The sequence below is a fragment of the Amycolatopsis lurida genome (assembly GCF_900105055.1).
GTDB classification, from domain to species: Bacteria; Actinomycetota; Actinomycetes; order Mycobacteriales; family Pseudonocardiaceae; genus Amycolatopsis; species Amycolatopsis lurida.
Genome location: NZ_FNTA01000004.1, coordinates 4,766,801 through 4,785,056 on the forward strand (window position 1 = coordinate 4,766,801; position 18,256 = coordinate 4,785,056).

Annotated in this window: 18 protein-coding genes; 6 read left to right on the forward strand and 12 right to left on the reverse strand. The window is 69.1% G+C overall.

The window, feature by feature from the left end; genetic code table 11:
• Positions 1-11: 11 nt before the first annotated feature.
• The 7 genes from cysS to BLW75_RS27915 all read right to left on the reverse strand — a co-directional run bounded on the left by cysS (position 12) and on the right by BLW75_RS27915 (position 4,827).
• Positions 12-1,403, reverse strand: a complete 1,392-nt coding sequence (gene cysS, locus BLW75_RS27885) for a cysteine--tRNA ligase (protein WP_034310195.1) — start codon at positions 1,401-1,403, stop codon at positions 12-14.
• A gap of 46 nt (positions 1,404-1,449) precedes the next feature.
• A complete protein-coding gene (locus BLW75_RS27890; RefSeq protein WP_034310341.1) occupies positions 1,450-2,136 on the reverse strand; it encodes an HAD family hydrolase in 687 nt (228 codons plus the stop codon).
• A 107-nt stretch (positions 2,137-2,243) separates the two neighbouring features.
• Positions 2,244-2,639 (reverse strand): PPOX class F420-dependent oxidoreductase, encoded by a 396-nt coding sequence (locus tag BLW75_RS27895; RefSeq protein WP_034310197.1) that lies wholly within the window; start codon positions 2,637-2,639, stop codon positions 2,244-2,246.
• A 22-nt stretch (positions 2,640-2,661) separates the two neighbouring features.
• Positions 2,662-3,057 (reverse strand): PPOX class F420-dependent oxidoreductase, encoded by a 396-nt coding sequence (locus BLW75_RS27900; RefSeq protein WP_034310201.1) that lies wholly within the window; start codon positions 3,055-3,057, stop codon positions 2,662-2,664.
• Between the two features lie 28 nt (positions 3,058-3,085).
• Positions 3,086-3,556 (reverse strand): 2-C-methyl-D-erythritol 2,4-cyclodiphosphate synthase, encoded by a 471-nt coding sequence (gene ispF, locus BLW75_RS27905; RefSeq protein WP_034310203.1) that lies wholly within the window; start codon positions 3,554-3,556, stop codon positions 3,086-3,088.
• Between the two features lie 72 nt (positions 3,557-3,628).
• Complete coding sequence (locus BLW75_RS27910; protein ID WP_034310205.1) at positions 3,629-4,261, reverse strand: IspD/TarI family cytidylyltransferase; 633 nt, start codon at positions 4,259-4,261, stop codon at positions 3,629-3,631.
• A gap of 74 nt (positions 4,262-4,335) precedes the next feature.
• The gene (locus tag BLW75_RS27915) at positions 4,336-4,827 is read right to left on the reverse strand and encodes a CarD family transcriptional regulator (RefSeq protein WP_005165253.1); all 492 of its coding nucleotides are present in this window, start codon (positions 4,825-4,827) and stop codon (positions 4,336-4,338) included.
• A gap of 297 nt (positions 4,828-5,124) precedes the next feature.
• On the opposite strand from BLW75_RS27915, the gene BLW75_RS27920 reads away from it, so the two are divergent.
• Together BLW75_RS27920 and radA are read left to right on the forward strand one after the other, a co-directional pair.
• On the forward strand, positions 5,125-5,847 hold the full coding sequence (locus BLW75_RS27920) for a copper chaperone PCu(A)C domain-containing protein (protein ID WP_034310208.1): 723 nt from the start codon (positions 5,125-5,127) through the stop codon (positions 5,845-5,847).
• Positions 5,848-5,985: 138 nt separating this feature from the next.
• Positions 5,986-7,344 carry a DNA repair protein RadA gene (gene radA, locus BLW75_RS27925; protein ID WP_034310209.1) on the forward strand — a complete coding sequence of 453 codons (1,359 nt, stop codon included), beginning with the start codon at positions 5,986-5,988 and terminating at the stop codon, positions 7,342-7,344.
• Here radA and BLW75_RS27930 read toward each other — a convergent pair.
• Complete coding sequence (locus BLW75_RS27930; RefSeq protein ID WP_034310212.1) at positions 7,341-8,474, reverse strand: CU044_5270 family protein; 1,134 nt, start codon at positions 8,472-8,474, stop codon at positions 7,341-7,343. The two genes, radA and BLW75_RS27930, sit on opposite strands and share 4 nt — an antisense overlap.
• Complete coding sequence (locus tag BLW75_RS27935) at positions 8,461-9,072, reverse strand: RNA polymerase sigma factor (protein ID WP_198935711.1); 612 nt, start codon at positions 9,070-9,072, stop codon at positions 8,461-8,463. The genes BLW75_RS27930 and BLW75_RS27935 overlap by 14 nt, the downstream gene beginning before the upstream one ends.
• A gap of 158 nt (positions 9,073-9,230) precedes the next feature.
• Here BLW75_RS27935 and BLW75_RS27940 point away from each other — a divergent pair, with 158 nt between their 5' ends.
• The 4 genes from BLW75_RS27940 (at position 9,231) to BLW75_RS27955 (ending at position 12,448) form a co-directional block, all read left to right on the forward strand.
• Positions 9,231-9,896, forward strand: coding sequence for a C39 family peptidase (locus tag BLW75_RS27940; RefSeq protein WP_034310216.1), 666 nt, complete (start codon positions 9,231-9,233; stop codon positions 9,894-9,896).
• Between the two features lie 107 nt (positions 9,897-10,003).
• Positions 10,004-10,960 carry a glycoside hydrolase family 6 protein gene (locus BLW75_RS27945; RefSeq protein ID WP_034310219.1) on the forward strand — a complete coding sequence of 319 codons (957 nt, stop codon included), beginning with the start codon at positions 10,004-10,006 and terminating at the stop codon, positions 10,958-10,960.
• 162 nt (positions 10,961-11,122) lie between these two features.
• Positions 11,123-12,175 (forward strand): WD40/YVTN/BNR-like repeat-containing protein, encoded by a 1,053-nt coding sequence (locus BLW75_RS27950; RefSeq protein WP_034310221.1) that lies wholly within the window; start codon positions 11,123-11,125, stop codon positions 12,173-12,175.
• A complete protein-coding gene (locus BLW75_RS27955; protein ID WP_091598452.1) occupies positions 12,176-12,448 on the forward strand; it encodes a MoaD/ThiS family protein in 273 nt (90 codons plus the stop codon). It abuts the gene before it with no gap.
• Between the two features lie 73 nt (positions 12,449-12,521).
• Here BLW75_RS27955 and otsB read toward each other — a convergent pair whose 3' ends face one another.
• From otsB to BLW75_RS27970, 3 genes are all read right to left on the reverse strand, one after another.
• Complete coding sequence (gene otsB / locus BLW75_RS27960; RefSeq protein ID WP_034310223.1) at positions 12,522-15,050, reverse strand: trehalose-phosphatase; 2,529 nt, start codon at positions 15,048-15,050, stop codon at positions 12,522-12,524.
• A 36-nt stretch (positions 15,051-15,086) separates the two neighbouring features.
• Complete coding sequence (locus BLW75_RS27965) at positions 15,087-16,538, reverse strand: alpha,alpha-trehalose-phosphate synthase (UDP-forming) (RefSeq protein WP_034310226.1); 1,452 nt, start codon at positions 16,536-16,538, stop codon at positions 15,087-15,089.
• A gap of 81 nt (positions 16,539-16,619) precedes the next feature.
• Positions 16,620-18,185 (reverse strand): threonine/serine exporter family protein, encoded by a 1,566-nt coding sequence (locus BLW75_RS27970; RefSeq protein WP_034310229.1) that lies wholly within the window; start codon positions 18,183-18,185, stop codon positions 16,620-16,622.
• Positions 18,186-18,256: the final 71 nt, after the last annotated feature.

The following is an 18,256-nucleotide window of genomic DNA, read 5'->3' on the forward strand; positions in this document are numbered from 1 at the left end:
CCGAGTAAGTGTCAGACGTCCTTGACGGTCCACTGTGGACCGTTCGGGGTGTCCTCCACCACGATGCCCGCCTGCTGGAGGCGGTCACGCGCGGCGTCCGCACGGGCGAAGTCCTTCTCGGCGCGGGCCTGCTGCCGTTCGGTGAGCAGCCCTTCCACGAGTTCGGACAGCGCCTGCCGGGTGGGCGTCTCATTGCCGCCCGCCTCGGACCAGCGCGCGGAGAGCGGGTCGAGGCCGAGCACGTCGGTCATCGCGCGCACGGCGGCGGCGATTTCGAGTGCCTTGGAATTGTCGGCCGTGTCGAGGGCGGCGTTACCATCGCGGACGGTGTTGTGCAGCACTGCGAAGGCCTGCGGAGTGGCCAGGTCGTCGTCGAGCGCGGCGGCGAACCCGTCCGGGATCTCGCCGAGGTGGACCGCGCCGGCGATGCCCGCCGTGCGGCGGAGGAACTGCTCGATCCGCCGGTAGCCCTGCGCGGCTTCGGCGAGCGCTCCGTCGGAGTACTCGATCGTCGACCGGTAGTGCGGCTGGACCAGGTAGTACCGCAGTTCGGGCGCCCGGTAGTCCTTGAGCATCTGCGGGATCGAGACCGTGTTGCCCAGCGACTTCGACATCTTCTCGCCGGACATGGTCACCCAGGCGTTGTGCAGCCAGAACCGCGCGAACGGGTCGCCCGCCGCGTTCGACTGGGCGCGCTCGTTCTCGTGGTGCGGGAACACCAGGTCGACGCCGCCGCCGTGGATGTCGAACTCCGCGCCGAGATACGCCGTCGCCATCGCCGAGCATTCGAGGTGCCAGCCGGGACGGCCGGAACCCCACGGCGTCGGCCACGAGGGCTCGCCCGGCTTCGCGGCCTTCCACAGCGTGAAGTCGCGCGCGTCGCGCTTGCCCTCGCCGAGGCTCTCACCCTGCTGGACCTCGTCGAGCTTCTGGCCGGAGAGATCGCCGTAGCCGTCGAACGCCTTGACCGAGAAGTACACGTCGCCGCCCGAGGCGTACGCGTGCCCGCCGTCGATCAGCCGCTGCATCAGCTCGACCATCTGCGTGACATGCCCTGTCGCCCGAGGGGCGATCGAAGGCGGCAAGCAGCCGAGGGCTTCGTACGCCGACTCGAAGGCGCGCTCGTGCGTGGCCGCCCACTCCCACCAGGGACGATCCGCCGCGGCGGCCTTGGTGAGGATCTTGTCGTCGATGTCGGTGACGTTGCGGACCATCAGCACATCGAGTCCACTGTGGACGAGCCAGCGGCGCAGGACGTCGTAGTTCAGCGCGCCGCGGACGTGGCCGATATGGGGAACACCCTGCACGGTGGCACCACACACGTACATGGACGCCGTTCCGCTACGGGCGGGATGGAATTCCCGCACGCTCCGGGTCGCCGTGTCATAGAGGTGTAGTGCCACCCTAAAAGGGTACGGGGTCGGCGTGAGCGGTGTCGCAGTGACCGTATTACAGCACGTTATGGGCGCGCATGACGGTGAGCAGGGCGTCCGGCCGCTCGGTCGTCGGCAGCGGCTCTACCAGCGCGAACGCGCAGCCGATCTCGCGTGCGGCGCCGTCGGCCTCCTCGCTGTCGCCGACCATGAGCGTTTCCGCGGGGTCGACCCCGAGCCGCTCGACGGCCGTGCGGAAGATCTCCGGCTCCGGCTTCACCGCTCCGACCTCGAACGACAGGATGAACTCGTCGACGTAGGCGTCCCAGCCCCGGCGCCCGAAGGCGGGCCGGATGTCGAAGGCGATGTTGCTCAGCACGCCGAGTTTCACGCCCTTGCCGGAGACGCCCTTGAGAACGGCTTCGGTGTCCGGGTACGGCGTCCACTGGGTGGGATCGATCAGCCGGGTGTAGAGCGCGACGGCCTGGTCGGCGTGCGGCACCCCGGACTGCTTGAGGACCTCGAGGTACACCTTCCGGTGCAGCACCGGGTCGCGGTCGCGGTGGTTCCAGGCGTGCAAATGCTCCTCGTCGAGATCGACGACCTGGCCGACCGGCGCGGTCATCCGGCGCATCAGTTCGGTCTGGGCCTCGATGTCGAGGCTCTCGCCTTCGTGGTCGGTGAGGTCGGCGAGCCAGGTCTCGTCCTGTTCGAGCCGGAAGACCGTGCCGGAGAAGTCGAACAACACAGCGCGAAAGGTCACGAACCCCACATTAGCCACGATCGTGGGATCCTCGCCGCCCCCCGCTTGTGAGATGAAAGGCCCCTTCGTCGCAAAATTCGCGATGAAGGGGCCTCTCATGGCGTGTGTCAGGCGGCGTTACCGGTGATCTTGGTGGGCGTGATCCGGACCAGCACGCGGACGACGTCCGCCGGCTCCTCCGGGTAGTCCTTGCCGAGGTACTTGTGCGAGAGCTCGTTGATCAGCTCGCGCCCGCCCTCGTCGGTCATCTCCACGGTCCCGCGGATCTCGACGTAGTCGTACGGGTTCTCCTGGTCGAAGACCGAGACGGACACCCGCGGGTCCCTGGCCATGTTCCGCTCCTTGAGACGGCCGCGGACGGTCGCGAAGACCACCGTGTCGCCGTCCCGCTTCGCCCACAGCACGGACGTCTGCGCGGAGCCGTCGGCGTTGATGGTCGCCAGCACCGGGAAGTTGTTGCCGTCGAGGAGTTTCTTGGTCGCGTCGTTGAAGGTCACACCCATGGCTGAATCCTAAGCAGCCTGATCACCGGACGTTCCCGGCGATCCGTTCGACCCGCAGGCGGACGATCACCCGCTGGACGTCGTCGCCCTCCGGCGGCGGGTCCTGGCCGAGGTACTTGTGGCTGAGCGTCTTCGGCAACGTCTTCCCGGGGTCCGGGGTGATCGTGACCGTGCCGCGCAGTTGCGTGTGCCGGTACGGGTTCTCCGCGTCGGTGATCGACACGCTCGCGCGCGGATCGCGACGCAGGTTCCGCACCTTCAGCCGGTCTTCGGTGGCGCTGAAGACCAGATCGCCGTCGTCGAGGCCCACCCAGATGACCGAGGTCTGCGGACCGCCGTCGGCGTCCAGCGTGGCCACGGTCGCGAAGTTCTTGCCGTCCACCAGTTCGCGAACCGGTTCGGGAAGTGTGACTGCCATGACAGGCCGAACCGGCTCCCGGCGGCGGCTATTCCTGCGAGGGCAGGAGCAGCGCCGTCGCGAACGCCGCGATGCCCTCGCCGCGTCCGGTCAGGCCGAGCCCGTCGGTCGTCGTCCCGGAGACGCTCACCGGCCCGCCGACGGCCTCGCTCAACACCTTCTGCGCCTCTTCGCGGCGCTTCCCGACGCGCGGCGCGTTGCCCACGATCTGGACGGTCGCGTTCCCGACGGTCCAGCCGCCCGCCTCGACCAGGCGTCGCGCCTCCGCGAGGAACTCGACGCCGTGCTTGCCCGCCCATCGCGGGTCGCCGGTGCCGAACACCGCGCCGAGATCGCCGAGCCCGGCGGCGGACAGGAGCGCGTCGCACAACGCGTGCGCCGCGACGTCGCCGTCCGAATGGCCCGCGCAGCCGTCGACGCCGGGCCAGAGAAGACCGGCGATCCAGCATTCGCGGCCCGCCTCGACGGGGTGGACGTCGACGCCGTTGCCGATCCTCACAGGGTTTCCTCTTCTCGCCGTTAGACCGCGACCGCGATCACGTTAGCGACTCATCCCGGGAATCGGGGGGGATCACAGCACTTCCTCTTTCCCGGCCACCGCGATCGCCTCGGCCAGTTTCAGTTCGAACGCGGTGGTGACGCGCATCGCATCCGGGTGCCCGGCGATGGTGTGCGCGCCGTCGAGAGACGGCTTGTCGACATACGAGAGAAAAGTCTCACGGGTGAAGCCGAGCGGGGTTTGGGCCGTGCGCAGGTATGCGCGGTCTTCGGTGCCTGTGATCACCTTCGCCGCGTCGGTCACCTTCACGGTGTCCGCCATCGGCAGGACGGGAACCACGAAAGGCGAGCCCGCGCGGACCGCGTCCGCGACGGCACGGATCGTGTCCGCGGGGGTGAAGGCACGCAAGGCGTCGTGCACGAGGAAGACCGGATTCCCGGTGATCTCTTTTTCGACGGTGTCGAAAGCATGCTCCAGTGACGCGCCGGGTACTATCCGGCAACGCTCTTCGAAGCCGCTCAAAGCGGCCGAAAACAAAACAGCACACCGCTCGGGGGCCGCTACGACCACCAGATCGAGATCCGGCAGAGCGAGCAGCCCCCGCACAGTGTGCGTGAGTAGCGCTTCACCATTGACCGGCGCGAGAGCGAGCTCCGCGTCGGAGGCATGGTGACGAACGACAGTGACGAACACGATTGTGCTCATATGGACGGTGCTCATATGTGCGCGATCGTAGAGGTATCCCTCGCAGCCTCACCTGGCGTGGGACACCCGCCGGTTCAGACTGCCGCGGTTTCCAGAACTTCGTCGAGGAGGACTTCAGCCTTGTCCTCGTCGGTGCCCTCCGCGAGCGCCAGCTCGCTGACCAGAATTTGCCGCGCCTTCGCCAGCATGCGCTTCTCGCCGGCTGAAAGTCCGCGGTCCTTCTCTCGCCGCCAGAGGTCGCGCACCACTTCGGCCACCTTGTTCACATCGCCGGAGGCGAGCTTCTCGAGGTTGGCCTTGTACCGACGAGACCAGTTGGTGGGCTCTTCGGTGTGCGGAGCACGCAGAACGTCGAAAACCTTGTCCAGTCCTTCTTGCCCGACGACATCACGAACGCCGACGATCTCGGCGTTGTCAGCGGGCACGCGAACCGTAAGATCCCCTTGCGCGACTTTGAGGACGAGGTACTTCTTCTCCTCGCCCTTGATCACGCGGGTCTCGATGGCTTCGATGAGTGCGGCACCGTGGTGCGGGTAGACGACGGTCTCTCCGACCTTGAAAACCATGTGTCCTCTGCCCCTTTCGCTGAATTCATCTTAGCACGTGCCGACGAGGCCCACCTAGCGGCCCGCGATCGTCGTCGCAGGTCAGCGGCCTGACGGTGCTCCGCCCGGGGGTTGACAAACCCAATTCGCCCATGCTCACGCTGGTGAGAAGCGAACGATTTCCAAATCCTTTGTGGACGGTTGATCTTGGGCACGTCACCGCATTGGTGGGGTGTCAACACGCACCGGGTTCTCCGCCCGCGAAGGCGCCCGGCTAGTCTTCGCGGTGAAGAGGCCGTGAGATGGAAGGACTCCGACGTGAGGCTGCAGAATCGTCGCGTGTTCGGCGCAGGTGTGCTGGCGCTCGGCGCCGCGCTCGTGCTCGCCGGCTGCGGTGCTGGTCAGATCACCCAGACCGACTCGCAGCAGCCCGCGGTCAACGGGACGTACGCGCAGGCGAAGGACCTGGTGCTGCGGAACGCCGCGCTCCAGTTCCCGACCGATGGGCAGGCGTACCCGGCCGGTTCCGCCGCGCCGCTGACGCTGACCATCGTGAACCAGGGCAAGCTGGACGACGAGCTCGTCTCGGTCTCCTCCGAAGCCGCCGCCGGTGACGCCAAGATCACCGGATCCAAGGTCATCGCCGCGAGCCACGCGCTCGTGATCGGCCCCTCCGACACCGTCGAGTCGACCAAGGAGGTCGCCCCGACGAGCGCCCCGTCCTCCGCGCCGGCGTCGTCCTCGGGCGCGCCGTCGTCGTCGGGTGCCCCCTCGTCGTCGGGTGCCCCGTCGAGCTCCGCCGGGACGGTCACGCCGTCCGCGGGCCCGGAGACGACCAACGCGCCGGACCAGGTGGGCAAGGCCACGATCGAGCTGCAGGGCCTGAAGCAGCCGGTGTGGGCGGGCCAGACCATCAAGGTCACCTTCGTCTTCAAGAACTCCGGCTCGATCACGGTCGACCTGCCGGTCGCCGCGCCGTCGCACCCGGGCAGCCGGGCGCCCGCGCCGGAGAAGGAAGCCCCCAAGGGCGGCGGGCACTAAGTTCTCGTAGCCGAGCCGAAAGGGCCCTTCACCGCATGCCATGCGGTGAAGGGCCCTTTCGCTGCGTCACATGCGGGGAAAGCTCCCTTCAGCCCGTCGTTGCCGTGGTTTGTCGGTGGTGGCCGCTAGCCTCGCGGGGTGGTCAAGAAAGGCAGCACCTACCGCTGCGGTGAATGCGGATACGAGGCGCCGAAGTGGGTCGGGCGCTGCCCCGAATGTCAGGCGTGGGGGACCATCGAGGAACGCGGCGACGCCCGTCCCGCGATAGCCAGGGTCGCGGCGGGAGCGCCCAGCGCGCCGGCGCGCCCGATCGGCGAGGTCGACGTCGAGACGGCGCGTGCGAAGCCCACCGGTGTCTCCGAGCTGGACCGGGTGCTCGGTGGCGGCTTCGTGCCGGGCGCGGTCATCCTGCTCGCGGGCGAGCCCGGTGTCGGCAAATCGACCCTTCTGCTGGAGGTCGCCTACCAATGGGCGGCCACCGCGGGCCGCGCGCTCTACGTCACCGGCGAGGAGTCGGCGGGGCAGGTGCGCCTGCGCGCCGAGCGCACCGGCAACGTCCACGACGAGATGTTCCTCGCGGCCGAGAGCGATCTCTCCGCGATCCTCGGGCACGTCGACGCGGTCAAACCGGGGGTGCTGATCGTCGACTCGGTCCAGACCATGGCCTCGCCGCAGGTGGAGGGCGCGCCGGGCGGCGTCACCCAGGTCCGCGCGGTCACCTCCGGGCTGGTCGCGCTGGCCAAGGAGCGCGGGCTGCCGATCGTGCTGGTCGGGCACGTCACCAAGGACGGATCGGTCGCCGGGCCGCGCGTGCTGGAGCACCTGGTCGACGTGGTCCTGCAGTTCGAGGGCGACAAGCATTCGACGCTGCGGATGCTGCGCGGCATCAAGAACCGGTTCGGCGCCGCCGACGAGATCGGCTGCTTCGAACTGGTCGAGGAGGGCATCGTCGGTGTGCCCGATCCGTCAGGGCTGTTCCTCAGCCACACCGCGGAGCCGGTCGCGGGCACCGCGGTCACGGTGACCATGGAGGGCAAGCGGCCGCTGCTGGGCGAGGTGCAGGCGCTCGTGTCGGCGACCCAGTCACCGCAGCCCCGGCGCGCGGTGAGCGGGCTCGATTCGGCGCGCGTCGCGATGGTGCTGGCCGTGGTCGAGAAGCGGGCGAACATCAAGGTCGGCGACAAGGACGTCTACGTGGCGACGGTCGGCGGCATGAAGATCACCGAACCCGGGATCGACCTCGCGGTGGTGCTGGCCCTGATCTCCTCGGCGAGGGACACGCCGCTTTCGCCCAAACTCGTCGCGATGGGCGAGGTCGGGCTGTCGGGCGAGGTCCGGCGGGTGCCGAGCGTCGGGCGGCGGCTCGCGGAGGCCGCCCGGCTCGGCTTCACCTACGCGCTGGTGCCGCCGGACTCCGGCAAGATCCCGCCGGGGATCCGGGTGCTGGAGGTCCCGGACGTCGGAAGCGCGCTCAACGCCGCCAAGCACGCGCGCTAGCTGGGCTTGGGGCCGCCGTCGTCGGTGATCACCACCGAGATCGACGTGTCGAACAAGGTCAGCCCCGGCCAGCCCTCGTGCTGCCCGTTGGACCGGACGGCGCGGTTCCCGGCGACGGCGGCCGTCGCCTTGTCGACGACGAACGTGCGCGTCCGGTCCGGCAACGCGACCGTGAAGGACACCGCGGGCCGTCCGCCGGGAGTGACCACGCTCGCCACGTTGATACCGGGCATCCTCGCGAGCGCTTCGCACAGTGCCACCCGCAGCGCGCCGAAGCCTTGGGAGGACCGGAGGACTTGGAAGGCCATCTCGAACATCTCGGGGGTGGAGTTCCCCTGCTCCGGTGAGCGGCCGTCCGGCCAGAGGCCGTCGCGGCGGAGCCGCTCGGACAGCTTCGTCGGATCGGTAGGCAGTTCGGAAAGGAACTCCGGCGTCGGGTCGGTCCACCCGCTTTCCGACGGCAGCCGATCCTCGGAGGTCTTGACCGGAGGAGGCACCGGTGACGTGGTGGTCGTCCGCGGCGACCGGGCCTCCGTCACGGTGACGTGGGAAGACGGGCCCGGAAGTGTTTCGCCGTGGGACTTGGCCGTCTGGTAGTCGCCCTTGACCCAGCGGATCTCGCCGGTTCCGGTGAAGCGCGTCTTGACCCGCATCCAGCTGCGCGGCGGCAGCCATCGTTCGAGGATCTCGTGGGTTTGGTAGACGAGTCCCGTCTTGGTGACATGCGTGGTCCACGTGGACTCGGTGACGAGCCGGAACTGGTCGTCCCGGATCGGGAAGTCGTCGCCGTGGAGGCCTACGAGGGCGTCTTCGCCCTGGGTGACGGTCGAGTGGGCCGCGGGATCCGGGCCGTCGTCGACGGTGAAGACGTTCGTCGCCACGATCCCGCCGCCGGACACGAGCGCCGCGGCGGCCGCGGCCGCGATCCATCGCCAGGAGCCCGGCCGCTTCTTCACCGGGGGCGCGGTCATGGGAAGGAGTTCGTCCTCGGCGTCACCGGCCGCGCGCAGGAGCGCCGCCTTGGCGCGGGAAAGTTCGTCCTGCCGGGTTTCGGGCCCGGCGTGGAGGTCGGCCAGCGCTTCGTCGAGTTCGGCCTCGGACCACACCTTCCGGATGTTATCGCCGTGCACTTCCGCCGCCCTCCTTTGTGGACTCCGGTGCGTTGGCGCGCAGCCATCTCCGGATCCGGTGCAACCGTGATCTGACCGTCCCGGCGGGAATTCCCAAGGCCTCGGCGACCTCGCCGGGATCCAGCCCCGCCCACGAGACCAGCAGCAGGGTGTCGCGGTCCGCGACGCTCAGTTCCGCCAGGGCCCCCGCCAGCAGGGCCGCACGGGACTGGGCGTCGACCCGCTCGGCGACGCGGCCGTCGTGCCCGGCCGAGACCGTCTGGCCGGCGGCCGCGAGCCTGGCCGTGGCGTTGAGCGCCCTGGTCTCCGTGCGGACGTGGTGGCGCAGCAGGTTCGTCGCGATCCCGTAGAGCCACGCGCGCGCCGTGCCTGCCTCGGGGCGATACGTCTCACGTCGCCGGAGCGCAACGAGGAAGGTCTCGGCGACGAGGTCGTGCGCGGTCTCCGTGCCGACGCGGCGCGCCAGATAGCGCTGGAGCGGGGCCGCGTGGGCGTCGAAGAGCAGGCCGAATACGGGTGCGGGATCCGGACCACCGAGATCCGGTCTGTCCAGCCCGCGCGTGCCGGCCTGCTCGTGATCGTCTTTCATCACCTGCACGATCGCTATTGCCCGATGACGCCCGGAGCGTTCATCCGATCCTACTTTCGTCGTGGGCCGAACGGGGAAAGCGCAGGTGACACCGCAGACAAAAGCCGCGGGACCGGAGATCCTGTTCAGGATTCACCATCCAAAAGTGAAACTGGGGAAGGATTACCATGCGTCGACTCAGGACCGCGGTCGTGGCCGCGCTCGCGGTGTCCGCACTGATCACCGCTCCGGCCGCGGCCGTCGCCCAAGGCGAGAACGTCGTACCCGCGCCCGACTTCGTGAAGTCGATGGCGCCGCCCGCCAAGGTCGAAGGGGTCAGGGCGGCCGCGGAGCTCAACATCCAGTACCAGATCCAGGAGACCGGATACTGGTGCGGCCCGGCCGCCACCCGTATCGCCATCTCGGCCAAGAACGGCAACCCGCCGAGCCAGCAGCAGCTCGCGAACGAGCTCCCGACCAGCACCAACGGCACCGACTGGATCGGGCAGGTCACCCGCGTCCTCAACAACCACGTCGCCGGTGGCTGGTACGAGACCAAGGAGATGCCGAACGACCCGCCGACCCAGGCACAGCGCGATCTCCTGTGGCGCGACATCGTGCTGGACGTCGACAAGGGCTACGCGATCGTCGCGAACATCGTCGCCCCGGCGAACAACCACCCGCCGGGCTACCCGAACTACACCATCTACCACTACTTCACGATCATCGGTTACAACAGCGACAACATGACGGTGAAGATCGCCGACCCGGCCAACTTCGGTGGCAACCAGATCTACTGGCTCACCTTCAACCAGCTCGCCACCCTGATCCCGCCGAAGGGCTACTCGGCCTGACCCTCTTCGCGGTTCGTCACCTACTTGCGGCGCCCGCGCGCCGCAAGTAGGTGACGAATGGCGTGAGTTGTACGAATCTTGTACGGGAAGGCTCGAAGCTGACGGGCATGCGCATCAAGACGCTCGGTCTGCTGGCCGCCTCGCTACTGGCCCTCATCGCCGCGCCGGCCCAGGCCGCCGACGGCAACCCCCTTGAGAAGACCAACGGCTTCTACGTCGACCCGAACTCCAACCCCGCGGTCTGGGTGAAGAATCACCCGGGCAGCACCGCCGACAAGATCAAGGCCGCCATCTCCACCAAGGCGGGCGCGCGCTGGTTCGGCAACTGGAGCGGGAACGTCAAGACCGCCGTCGACGGCTACACCTACGCCGCCGACGTGGCCGACAAGCTGCCGATCCTGGTCGCCTACAACATCCCCGGCCGCGACTGCGGCGGTCACTCCGGTGGCGGCGCGGGCAGCCCGGAGGCGTACCGGACCTGGATCTCGAACTTCGCCGACGGTATCGGCGGCAAGCCCGCGGTCGTCGTCATCGAGCCGGACGCGCTCGCGCAGGTCGACTGCCTGCCCGCCGGTGAGCGCCAGACCCGCCTCGATCTGCTCAAGTACGCCGCGGAGCAGTTCGCCGCCAAGGCCCCGAACACCTGGGCGTACATGGACGGCGGCAACTCGACCTGGATCCCCGCCGCGACCATGGCCGACCGGCTCAACGCCGTCGGGGTGAAGTCGATCCGCGGTCTCGCGATCAACGTGTCGAACTACAAGACCACCACCGACTCGGCGAACTACGGCAAGGCCGTCAGCGCCGCGCTGTCGAGCAAATACGGCTACACCAAGCCGTTCGTGATCGACACGAGCCGTAACGGCAACGGCCCGCTGGGCTCCGAGTGGTGCAACCCGGCCGGGCGCAAGCTCGGGGCGACCTCGCAGACCGGCGGTGGCGCCGAGATGCTGCTCTGGGTCAAGGTGCCCGGCGACTCCGACGGCAAGTGCGGGATCGCGCCGAACGTCGAAGCCGGTCAGTTCAGCCCCGATCTCGCGCTGCGCCTGATCAGCGGGACCTGACCGCCCCGAAACCCGTCGCGCCGGCTGTTCGTCTGTGACCCTCGTTCTCCCGAGAAGGCGAGGGCCACGACCCCTTGGACAGCAGCCGGCGCGACGCCTCCATTTCCCCGCCTCCGGTAGTACGGTGACCTGAGTCACAGTGTCGACCGAGAGGATGGCGTCGTGGAGTTCCAGCTGGGGATCGGTACCAGGAAGGGCTTGTTCCTCGCCCGCAGCGAGGACCGCGAGAACTGGGAGATCTCCGAACCGAAGTTCCCCATGGAGGCCGTCCGGGCGGTCGCGCTGGCCCCCTCGAAGATCTACGCGGCCGCGGTCAACGAACACTTCGGCCCGACGATTGCGACGTCGGAGGACTTCGGCGAGACCTGGTCCCAACCCGATCACGCGCCGGTCGCCTTCCCCGCCGACACGGAGACCGCGCTCGAAGGCATCTGGCAGATCGTGCTCGCCGGTGACGTCGTCTACGCCGGTGTCGAGCCGTCGGCGCTGTTCCGGTCCGAGGACGGCGGCGAGACCTTCGAACTCGTCCGCGGGCTCTGGGACCACGAGCATCGTCCACACTGGACTCCCGGTGGCGGCGGCCAGATGATCCACACGATCCTGCCGCATCCCGCGGATTCCGGGCGGATCACCGTCGCCATGTCGACCGGCGGGGTCTACCGCACCGAGGACGGCGGCAAGAGCTGGACGGCGTCGAACCGCGGGATCAGCGCGGGTTTCCTGCCCGACGAGGAACCCGAGTTCGGGCAGTGCGTGCACAAGGTCGCGATGCACCCGTCGCGCCCCGAGCGCTTCTTCCTGCAGAACCACGGCGGGGTGTACCGCAGCGACGACGACGCGAAGACGTGGCACTCGATCGCCGACGGCCTGCCGAACGACTTCGGCTTCGCGATGGTGGTCCATCCGTCCAAACCGGACACTGTCTACAACTTCCCCTTGGTGGCCGACGTTCTCCGCTTCCCGCCGGAGGGCTGTTGCCGGGTCTATCGCAGCGAGGACGCGGGCGAGACCTGGACAGGCCTCGGAAATGGCTTACCGGACAAGGGGTTCTACGCGGGAGTGCTGCGGGACGGGATGTGCGTGGACTCGCGGGACGGCATCTACTTCGGCACGCGATCCGGTGAAGTGTGGGCGAGTCCCGACGAAGGCGACACCTGGCATCAGGTGGCCGCGCATCTGCCGGACGTGCTGTGCGTGCGGGCCCAGGTGGTCTAGGTGGTCCGGGTTCTGCTGCCCGCGATGCTGCGGCCGCTCGCGGACGGCCGCGGCACGCTCGAAGTCGAGGCCTCGACGCTCGACGGCGTCCTGGACTCGCTCGGCGCCGGGTTCCCCGCGCTGGAACGCCGTCTGCGCGACGAAACCGGCGCGCTGCGGCGCTACGTGAACTTCTATGTGGACGGTGAGGAGTGCCGCCGTCTCGACGGCGCCAAGACCTCCCTCGCCGAGGCGAAGGAAGTGCAGATCATCCCGTCGGTCGCCGGCGGCTGAACTCGCAATTCGGCACCTGCTTGCGATTCTTGCGTGTGCAACTACCGCAAGCAGGTGCCGAATTGCGTGAGCGCTACTGGGAAAGCAGGTTCGCGCAGCGGATCAGCCCGATGTGCGAGTACGCCTGCGGGTGGTTGCCCAGCGAGCGCTCCGCGATCGGGTCGAACTGCTCGGGCAGCAGCCCGGTCGGGCCCGCGGCGTCGACGATCTGCGTGAACAGTTCCTCGGCCTCGGTGCGCCGCCCGGTGAGCAGGTACGCCTCGATGAGCCACGCCGCGCAGATGTGGAAACCGCCCTCGCCGCCGGGAAGGCCGTCGTCGCGACGGTAACGGTACACAGTGGACCCACTGCGCAGTTCCGCCTCGATCGCGGTCACCGTGGACTGGAAGCGCGGGTCGGCCGGATCGATCAGCCCGGTCAGCCCGACGAACAGCGACGCTGCGTCGAGATCCGTTCCGTCGTAAGCGGTCGTGAAGGCCTGGACCTCTTCGTTCCAGCCCTTCTCCAGGACGTCCGCGGCGATCTCGTCACGCAGCGAAGGCCACGCGCCCGGCACCTCGCGGCCGTAGACCTCGCCCAGTTTGATCGCCCGGTCGATGGTCACCCAGCACATCACCCGCGAGTACACCCGGTGGCGCGGCACGTGCCGCTCCTCCCAGATGCCGTGGTCCGGCTCGTTCCAGCGCCGCGTGACGGCCTCGGCCATCGCGCGCACCATCTGCCAGTCCTCGTCGCGGAGCTCACCGCGCGCCGACGCGAGCGTCTGCACGAGTTCGACGACCGGGCCGAACACGTCCAGCTGGACCTGGTGGTTCGCCAGGTTGCCGACGCGGACCGGCCGCGAACCGGCGTACCCGGGCAGCGACTCGATGACCGCTTCGGCGCCGATCACGCTGCCCGCCAGCGTGTACAGCGGGTGCAGCCGTTCCGGACCGGCCAAAGTGGACAGGACACCGTGCAGCCAGCGGAGGTAGCCTTCCGCCTCTTCGGTCGAGCCGAGGTGGACCAGTTCACGCACGGTCATGGCCGCGTCACGGATCCAGCAGTAGCGGTAGTCCCAGTTCCGGACGCCGCCGATCTCCTCCGGCAGCGAGGAGGTCGCCGCCGCGAGCACGCCGCCGGTGTCGGTGTTCACCAGCCCGCGCAACGTGAGCGCCGAGCGGCCGACGAGGTCGGTCTGGACGCCGGGCAGTTTGAGCGTCCGCGCCCAGGTGCTCCAGTAGTCGCCCGCACGGGCCCGCCGATCGACTTCGGACAATTCGTGCGCGCCGAGATCCGAGGTGCCGCAACGGAGTTCGAGCACCACCGGGTTGTCCGGGGTGGGGGTGACGAGCGCCGTCGCGGTGTCGTTCATGCCGTCGGAGGTGATCTCCCACTCCACGCCCGGCGAACGCAGCGCGAACGGTTCCGAGGTGCCCTGCACCAGGATCCCGTCGCCCTCGGCGACCAGCTTCACCGGCACACCACCGAATTCGGGCCGCGGCGCGAACACGATCTCCGCCGCCGCCTCACCCGAGATCACCCGGACGAGATCGGTGCGGTGCGAGGGGCTCTCCGGCTCCAGGTAGTCGGTGACGAGCAGCCGGGACCAGCGGGTCTCGACCGTCATCGTGTTCGGCAGGTAGCGCTGCCCGAGCGGCAGGCCGTTGCGGTGCGGCTTGATCGAGAAGTGTCCGGCGCCGGCCCCGCCGAGCAGATCCGCGAAGATCGCGGGCGCGTCGGGCCCGGGGTGGCACAGCCAGGTCAGCCGGGCGTCCGGGGTGACCAGCGCGACCGAACGTTCGTTGGCCAGCATGGAAAGCCGCTCGATCGGCGGCGCCTGCTCGCCGTACAGCCAATTGCGCCGCTCTTCGAGGAGGAAGGCGAGCGCCATCGCGACGTCGACGGTGTCCGGGACCCGGTACTGAGCGAGGCTCTCCCCGTCGCCGACCTTCACGCCGACGTCCGGGCCGGAGATCCGGGCGAACGCCTTCTCGTCGGTGACGTCGTCGCCGAGGAAGACCGCGGCCGTCGCGCCGACCTGGTGGCGCAGGGTGTCCAGCGCGCGGCCCTTGTCCGTCTGGACGACCGCGAGCTCGACGACCTCCTTGCCGTCGGTCGTTGACACGCCCTCCCACCGGGCGGGTCCATTGTGGACGTCGCGCAGGACCCGGCGGCCCGCCTCGTGCTCGGCCCGGCGGACGTGCACCGCGATGCTGGCGGGCTTGACCTCGAGTGAGACGCCCGGCACGTCGAGCACCAGGTTCTCCAGCTCGGCTTCGAGCCGTCTGTGCAGCTCCCGGGCCTTGTCGTCGAGCGCGTGGATGAAGCCGATGTCGAATTCGGACCCGTGGCTGCCGACCAGGTTCACCTCGGCCGGGAGACGGGACAGGGTGGCGAGATCACGCAGCGCGCGGCCGGAGATGACCGCGGTGGTCGTCTCGTGCAGGCCGGCCAGCGACCTCAGCGCGCCTACCGATTCGGGCAGCGGCCGGGCTTCGTCCGGATTGGCCGTGATCGGAGCCAGCGTGCCGTCGTAGTCGCAGGCGACCAGCAACCGCGGGGTGCGCGCGACCTGGACGATCGCGCGCCGCAGCTCGGCGGGCAGTGCCTCGGCGGTCAACGATTTCTCCTCGGGAACGTAGCGGGGGTTGGGGAATCAGTCGGCCGGTTCGGCACCGAGTGCTTGGAGGAACGAGCGCGCCCAGCGGTCGACGTCATGCGTGAGGACCTGTCGACGCATGGCGCGCATACGGCGGCGTCCCTCTGCGGGGTCGAGCGTAATGGCAGTCTCCAAGGCGTTCTTCACCCCGTCCAGGTCATGCGGGTTGACCAGGAGCGCGCTGGTGAGCTCCGCCGCGGCGCCGGCGAACTCCGAAAGCACGAGCGAACCGCCCAGGTCGTGGCGGCAGGCGACGTACTCCTTGCAGACGAGGTTCATCCCGTCACGCAGGGGAGTGACCACCATGACATCGGCCGCGGAGAAGAACGCGGCCAGCTCCGTCCGGTTCACGGACTGGTGCAGATAATGCACGACCGGGTGACCCACGCGGGCGAATTCGCCGTTGATCCGCCCGACCATCTGCTCGATGTCGCCGCGCATCCGCTGGTAGTGCTCGACACGCTCGCGGCTCGGGGTGGCCAGCTGGACGAACGTCACGTCCTCCGGGCGGACGCGGCCTTCGTGCAGCAGCTCGTGCAACGCCTGCAATCGCAGGTCGATGCCCTTGGTGTAGTCGAGCCGGTCGACGCCGAGCAAGACCTTCTTCGGATTGCCGAGGTCGCGCCGCAGCTGGGCGGCGCGTTCGGCGACGCCCTTGGTCTTGGCGAGTTTGTCGAGGCCGATGGCGTCGATGGAGATCGGGAACGCGCCGACCCGCACCGTGCGATCGCCGACCTGCATCAGGCCGGGGCGGGTGCGGATGCCGACCGCGCCGCGGCTGGACTCGAGACCCGCCAGCTGCCGCGCCAGCCAGAGGAAATTCTGCGCGCCACCCGGCCGGTGGAAGCCGACGAGGTCGGCCCCGACCAGGCCGCGGACGATCTCGGTCCGCCACGGCATCTGCATGAACAACTCGACCGGGGGAAACGGGATGTGCAGGAAGAACCCGATCCGGAGGTCGGGACGCAGCTCGCGGAGCATCGCCGGGACCAGCTGCAGCTGGTAGTCCTGGATCCACACGGTCGCGCCCTCGGCGGCGACCTTCGCGCTCGCCTCGGCGAAGCGCCGGTTCACCCGGACGTAGGCCTCCCACCAGCTCCGGTCGAACACCGGCCGCTCCACCACGTCGTGGTACAGCGGCCAGAGCGTCGCGTTGGAGAAGCCCTCGTAGTAGTCGCGGACGTCGTCCGACGTCAGGGAGACCGGGTGCAGGACCAAGCCGTCGTCGTCGAATTCCTCGACGTCGACGTCGGGTACACCCGGCCACCCGACCCAGGCTCCCTTGCGTGACCGCAGGAACGGTTCGAGCGCGGACACCAGTCCGCCCGGGCTCGCCGTCCAGCGCCTGCTTCCGTCGGCGGTCCGTTCGAGGTCCACCGGGAGCCTGTTCGCCACCACCACGAAATCCGCGGAGGCCGTTCTGCTCGTCTCGGCAATCACTTCGTCCACCAGCCGCTCCCTCGATTCGCGGGTCGCTGCCCTAAGCGGAAACCCTATCGCGCGAGGAGGTCGCGGCCGGTCGGCGAGCGATCACTCCAAGCGTCGTTCGGCGGGTTCCATCGGGCCCGCCATCCTCGGCCCGGCGAACTTGCGTTCGAGCCTGCCGAGCCCGGTGCGTACCGGCTGCGCGAGGTATTCACCGAGTACCACACCCGCTGCCAGCGCAAGCCCGATCGCGACCGCGGTCATCAGCGTCGAGATGTTCCCGCCGGGCTCGACGCCCAATTGGTATAGACCACGATAGGTGGAGAGGCCGGGGAGGAGGGGCGTGATGCCGGACACAGCCACCACGAGAGGTGTCACCTTGAGCCGCCTCGCGAGCACGCCCCCGCAGAAACCGACCAGGGTGGCGGCCACGGCGGACGAACTGACGGCCTGGAAGTCGGTCAGCATCAAGGCCCCGTAGACCGCGCCGCCGATGGCGCCCGCCGCTCCCGCGACGATCATCGCGCGCAGCGTCGAGTACGAGGCCAGCGCGAAGCAGGCCGACGCGCCGACGCTGCCCAGAATGATGATCGGCAGGTCCTGCGGCGTCGACGAGACGACCTCGGGCAGCGGCGTCAGCGGCAGGCCGAGCAGCACCGCGATCTTCAGCGCCAGCACCACGCCCGCGATCAGCCCGGCACTCATCAGCGCCGTTTCCATCGTGCGCCCGGCCGCTGTGACGTAATAGCCGGTGATGGCGTCCTGCACGGCGGAAACCGTGGAAAGACCGGACAGCAGCACGGTGACGGCCGCCGCGACGACCAGCGTGGGTTTGTCCGTGGTGAGGAGGTTGCTGCTGACTATGGCCATCGCGGACAGGGTCGCGACCAGGCCGCCGATCACCTGCTGGAAGAAGAACGGCAGCGCGAAGCGGTTGAGGAAGCGGCCGAGGCGGTCGATGACCGCGCTGATCACCAGCGCGACCAGCGCGACGTCGATGCTGCCACCGAGGATCAGGGTGATGAACGCGGCCAGCCCGCCCCAGGCGGCCGTGGCCACCCAGCGGGGGTACGGGTGCGGCGCGGTCGTGATCCGCTGGAGTTCCTGCTGGGCCTCTTCGGCGCCGATGTTGCCGCGGACGATCCGGCGGACCAGCGTCTCGGTCTGGGTGAGCCGCGTGTAGTCGAGGCTGCGCGAGCGGACCACCCGCAGTGCCGTCACCGGGGCCATGTCGGTGCCGCGGTGGCAGGTCACCGTGATCGACGTGAAGATCACGTCGACCTCGCAGTGCGGGAGGCCGAGTGCGGAGGTCAGCGCGATGATCGTCGCCGTGACGTCGGAGGCGCCGGCGCCGCTCGACATCTGGACCTCGCCGATGCGCAGGGCGAGGTCCAGGACGAAGTTGACCGTCGAGTCGTCGGGCGGCTTCGGCCCCATCGCCTCGTCGGCCTCGACGGCGGGCTGCTCCGCCGTCGGCGCCTCGAGGATCTGCCAGGCGCGGCGGCGCAGCAGATTCGGCCGGTGCGAGCGGGCCTGGGGGATCGATCGCTCTCCGTCACGCTGGCGCGGCGCTTCCAGCAGCCATTCGCCACGTTCGGGTGTTTCGTCCTGGTTCTTTTCGACACCGCGTTCGCCCGCCTGGGCCCTCTTGGTGTGCTCGTTGATCTTCATGATCGATCCACCTCCTCACTCTGGTTCGAGGGACTTTCCCGAGGAGCATCGGGGCCGGTGCCTCGACCGTT

Bases quoted from the DNA above. Each gene is read 5' to 3' on its own strand.
- BLW75_RS27945 (WP_034310219.1), top strand. From the start codon at position 10,004: ATGCGCATCAAGACGCTCGGTCTGCTGGCCGCCTCGCTACTGGCCCTC.
- BLW75_RS27970 (WP_034310229.1), bottom strand. From the start codon at position 18,185: ATGAAGATCAACGAGCACACCAAGAGGGCCCAGGCGGGCGAACGCGGT.
- BLW75_RS27915 (WP_005165253.1), bottom strand. From the start codon at position 4,827: ATGGTTTTCAAGGTCGGAGAGACCGTCGTCTACCCGCACCACGGTGCC.
- BLW75_RS27940 (WP_034310216.1), top strand. From the start codon at position 9,231: ATGCGTCGACTCAGGACCGCGGTCGTGGCCGCGCTCGCGGTGTCCGCA.
- BLW75_RS27910 (WP_034310205.1), bottom strand. From the start codon at position 4,261: ATGAGCACAATCGTGTTCGTCACTGTCGTTCGTCACCATGCCTCCGAC.
- BLW75_RS27895 (WP_034310197.1), bottom strand. From the start codon at position 2,639: ATGGGTGTGACCTTCAACGACGCGACCAAGAAACTCCTCGACGGCAAC.
- BLW75_RS27900 (WP_034310201.1), bottom strand. From the start codon at position 3,057: ATGGCAGTCACACTTCCCGAACCGGTTCGCGAACTGGTGGACGGCAAG.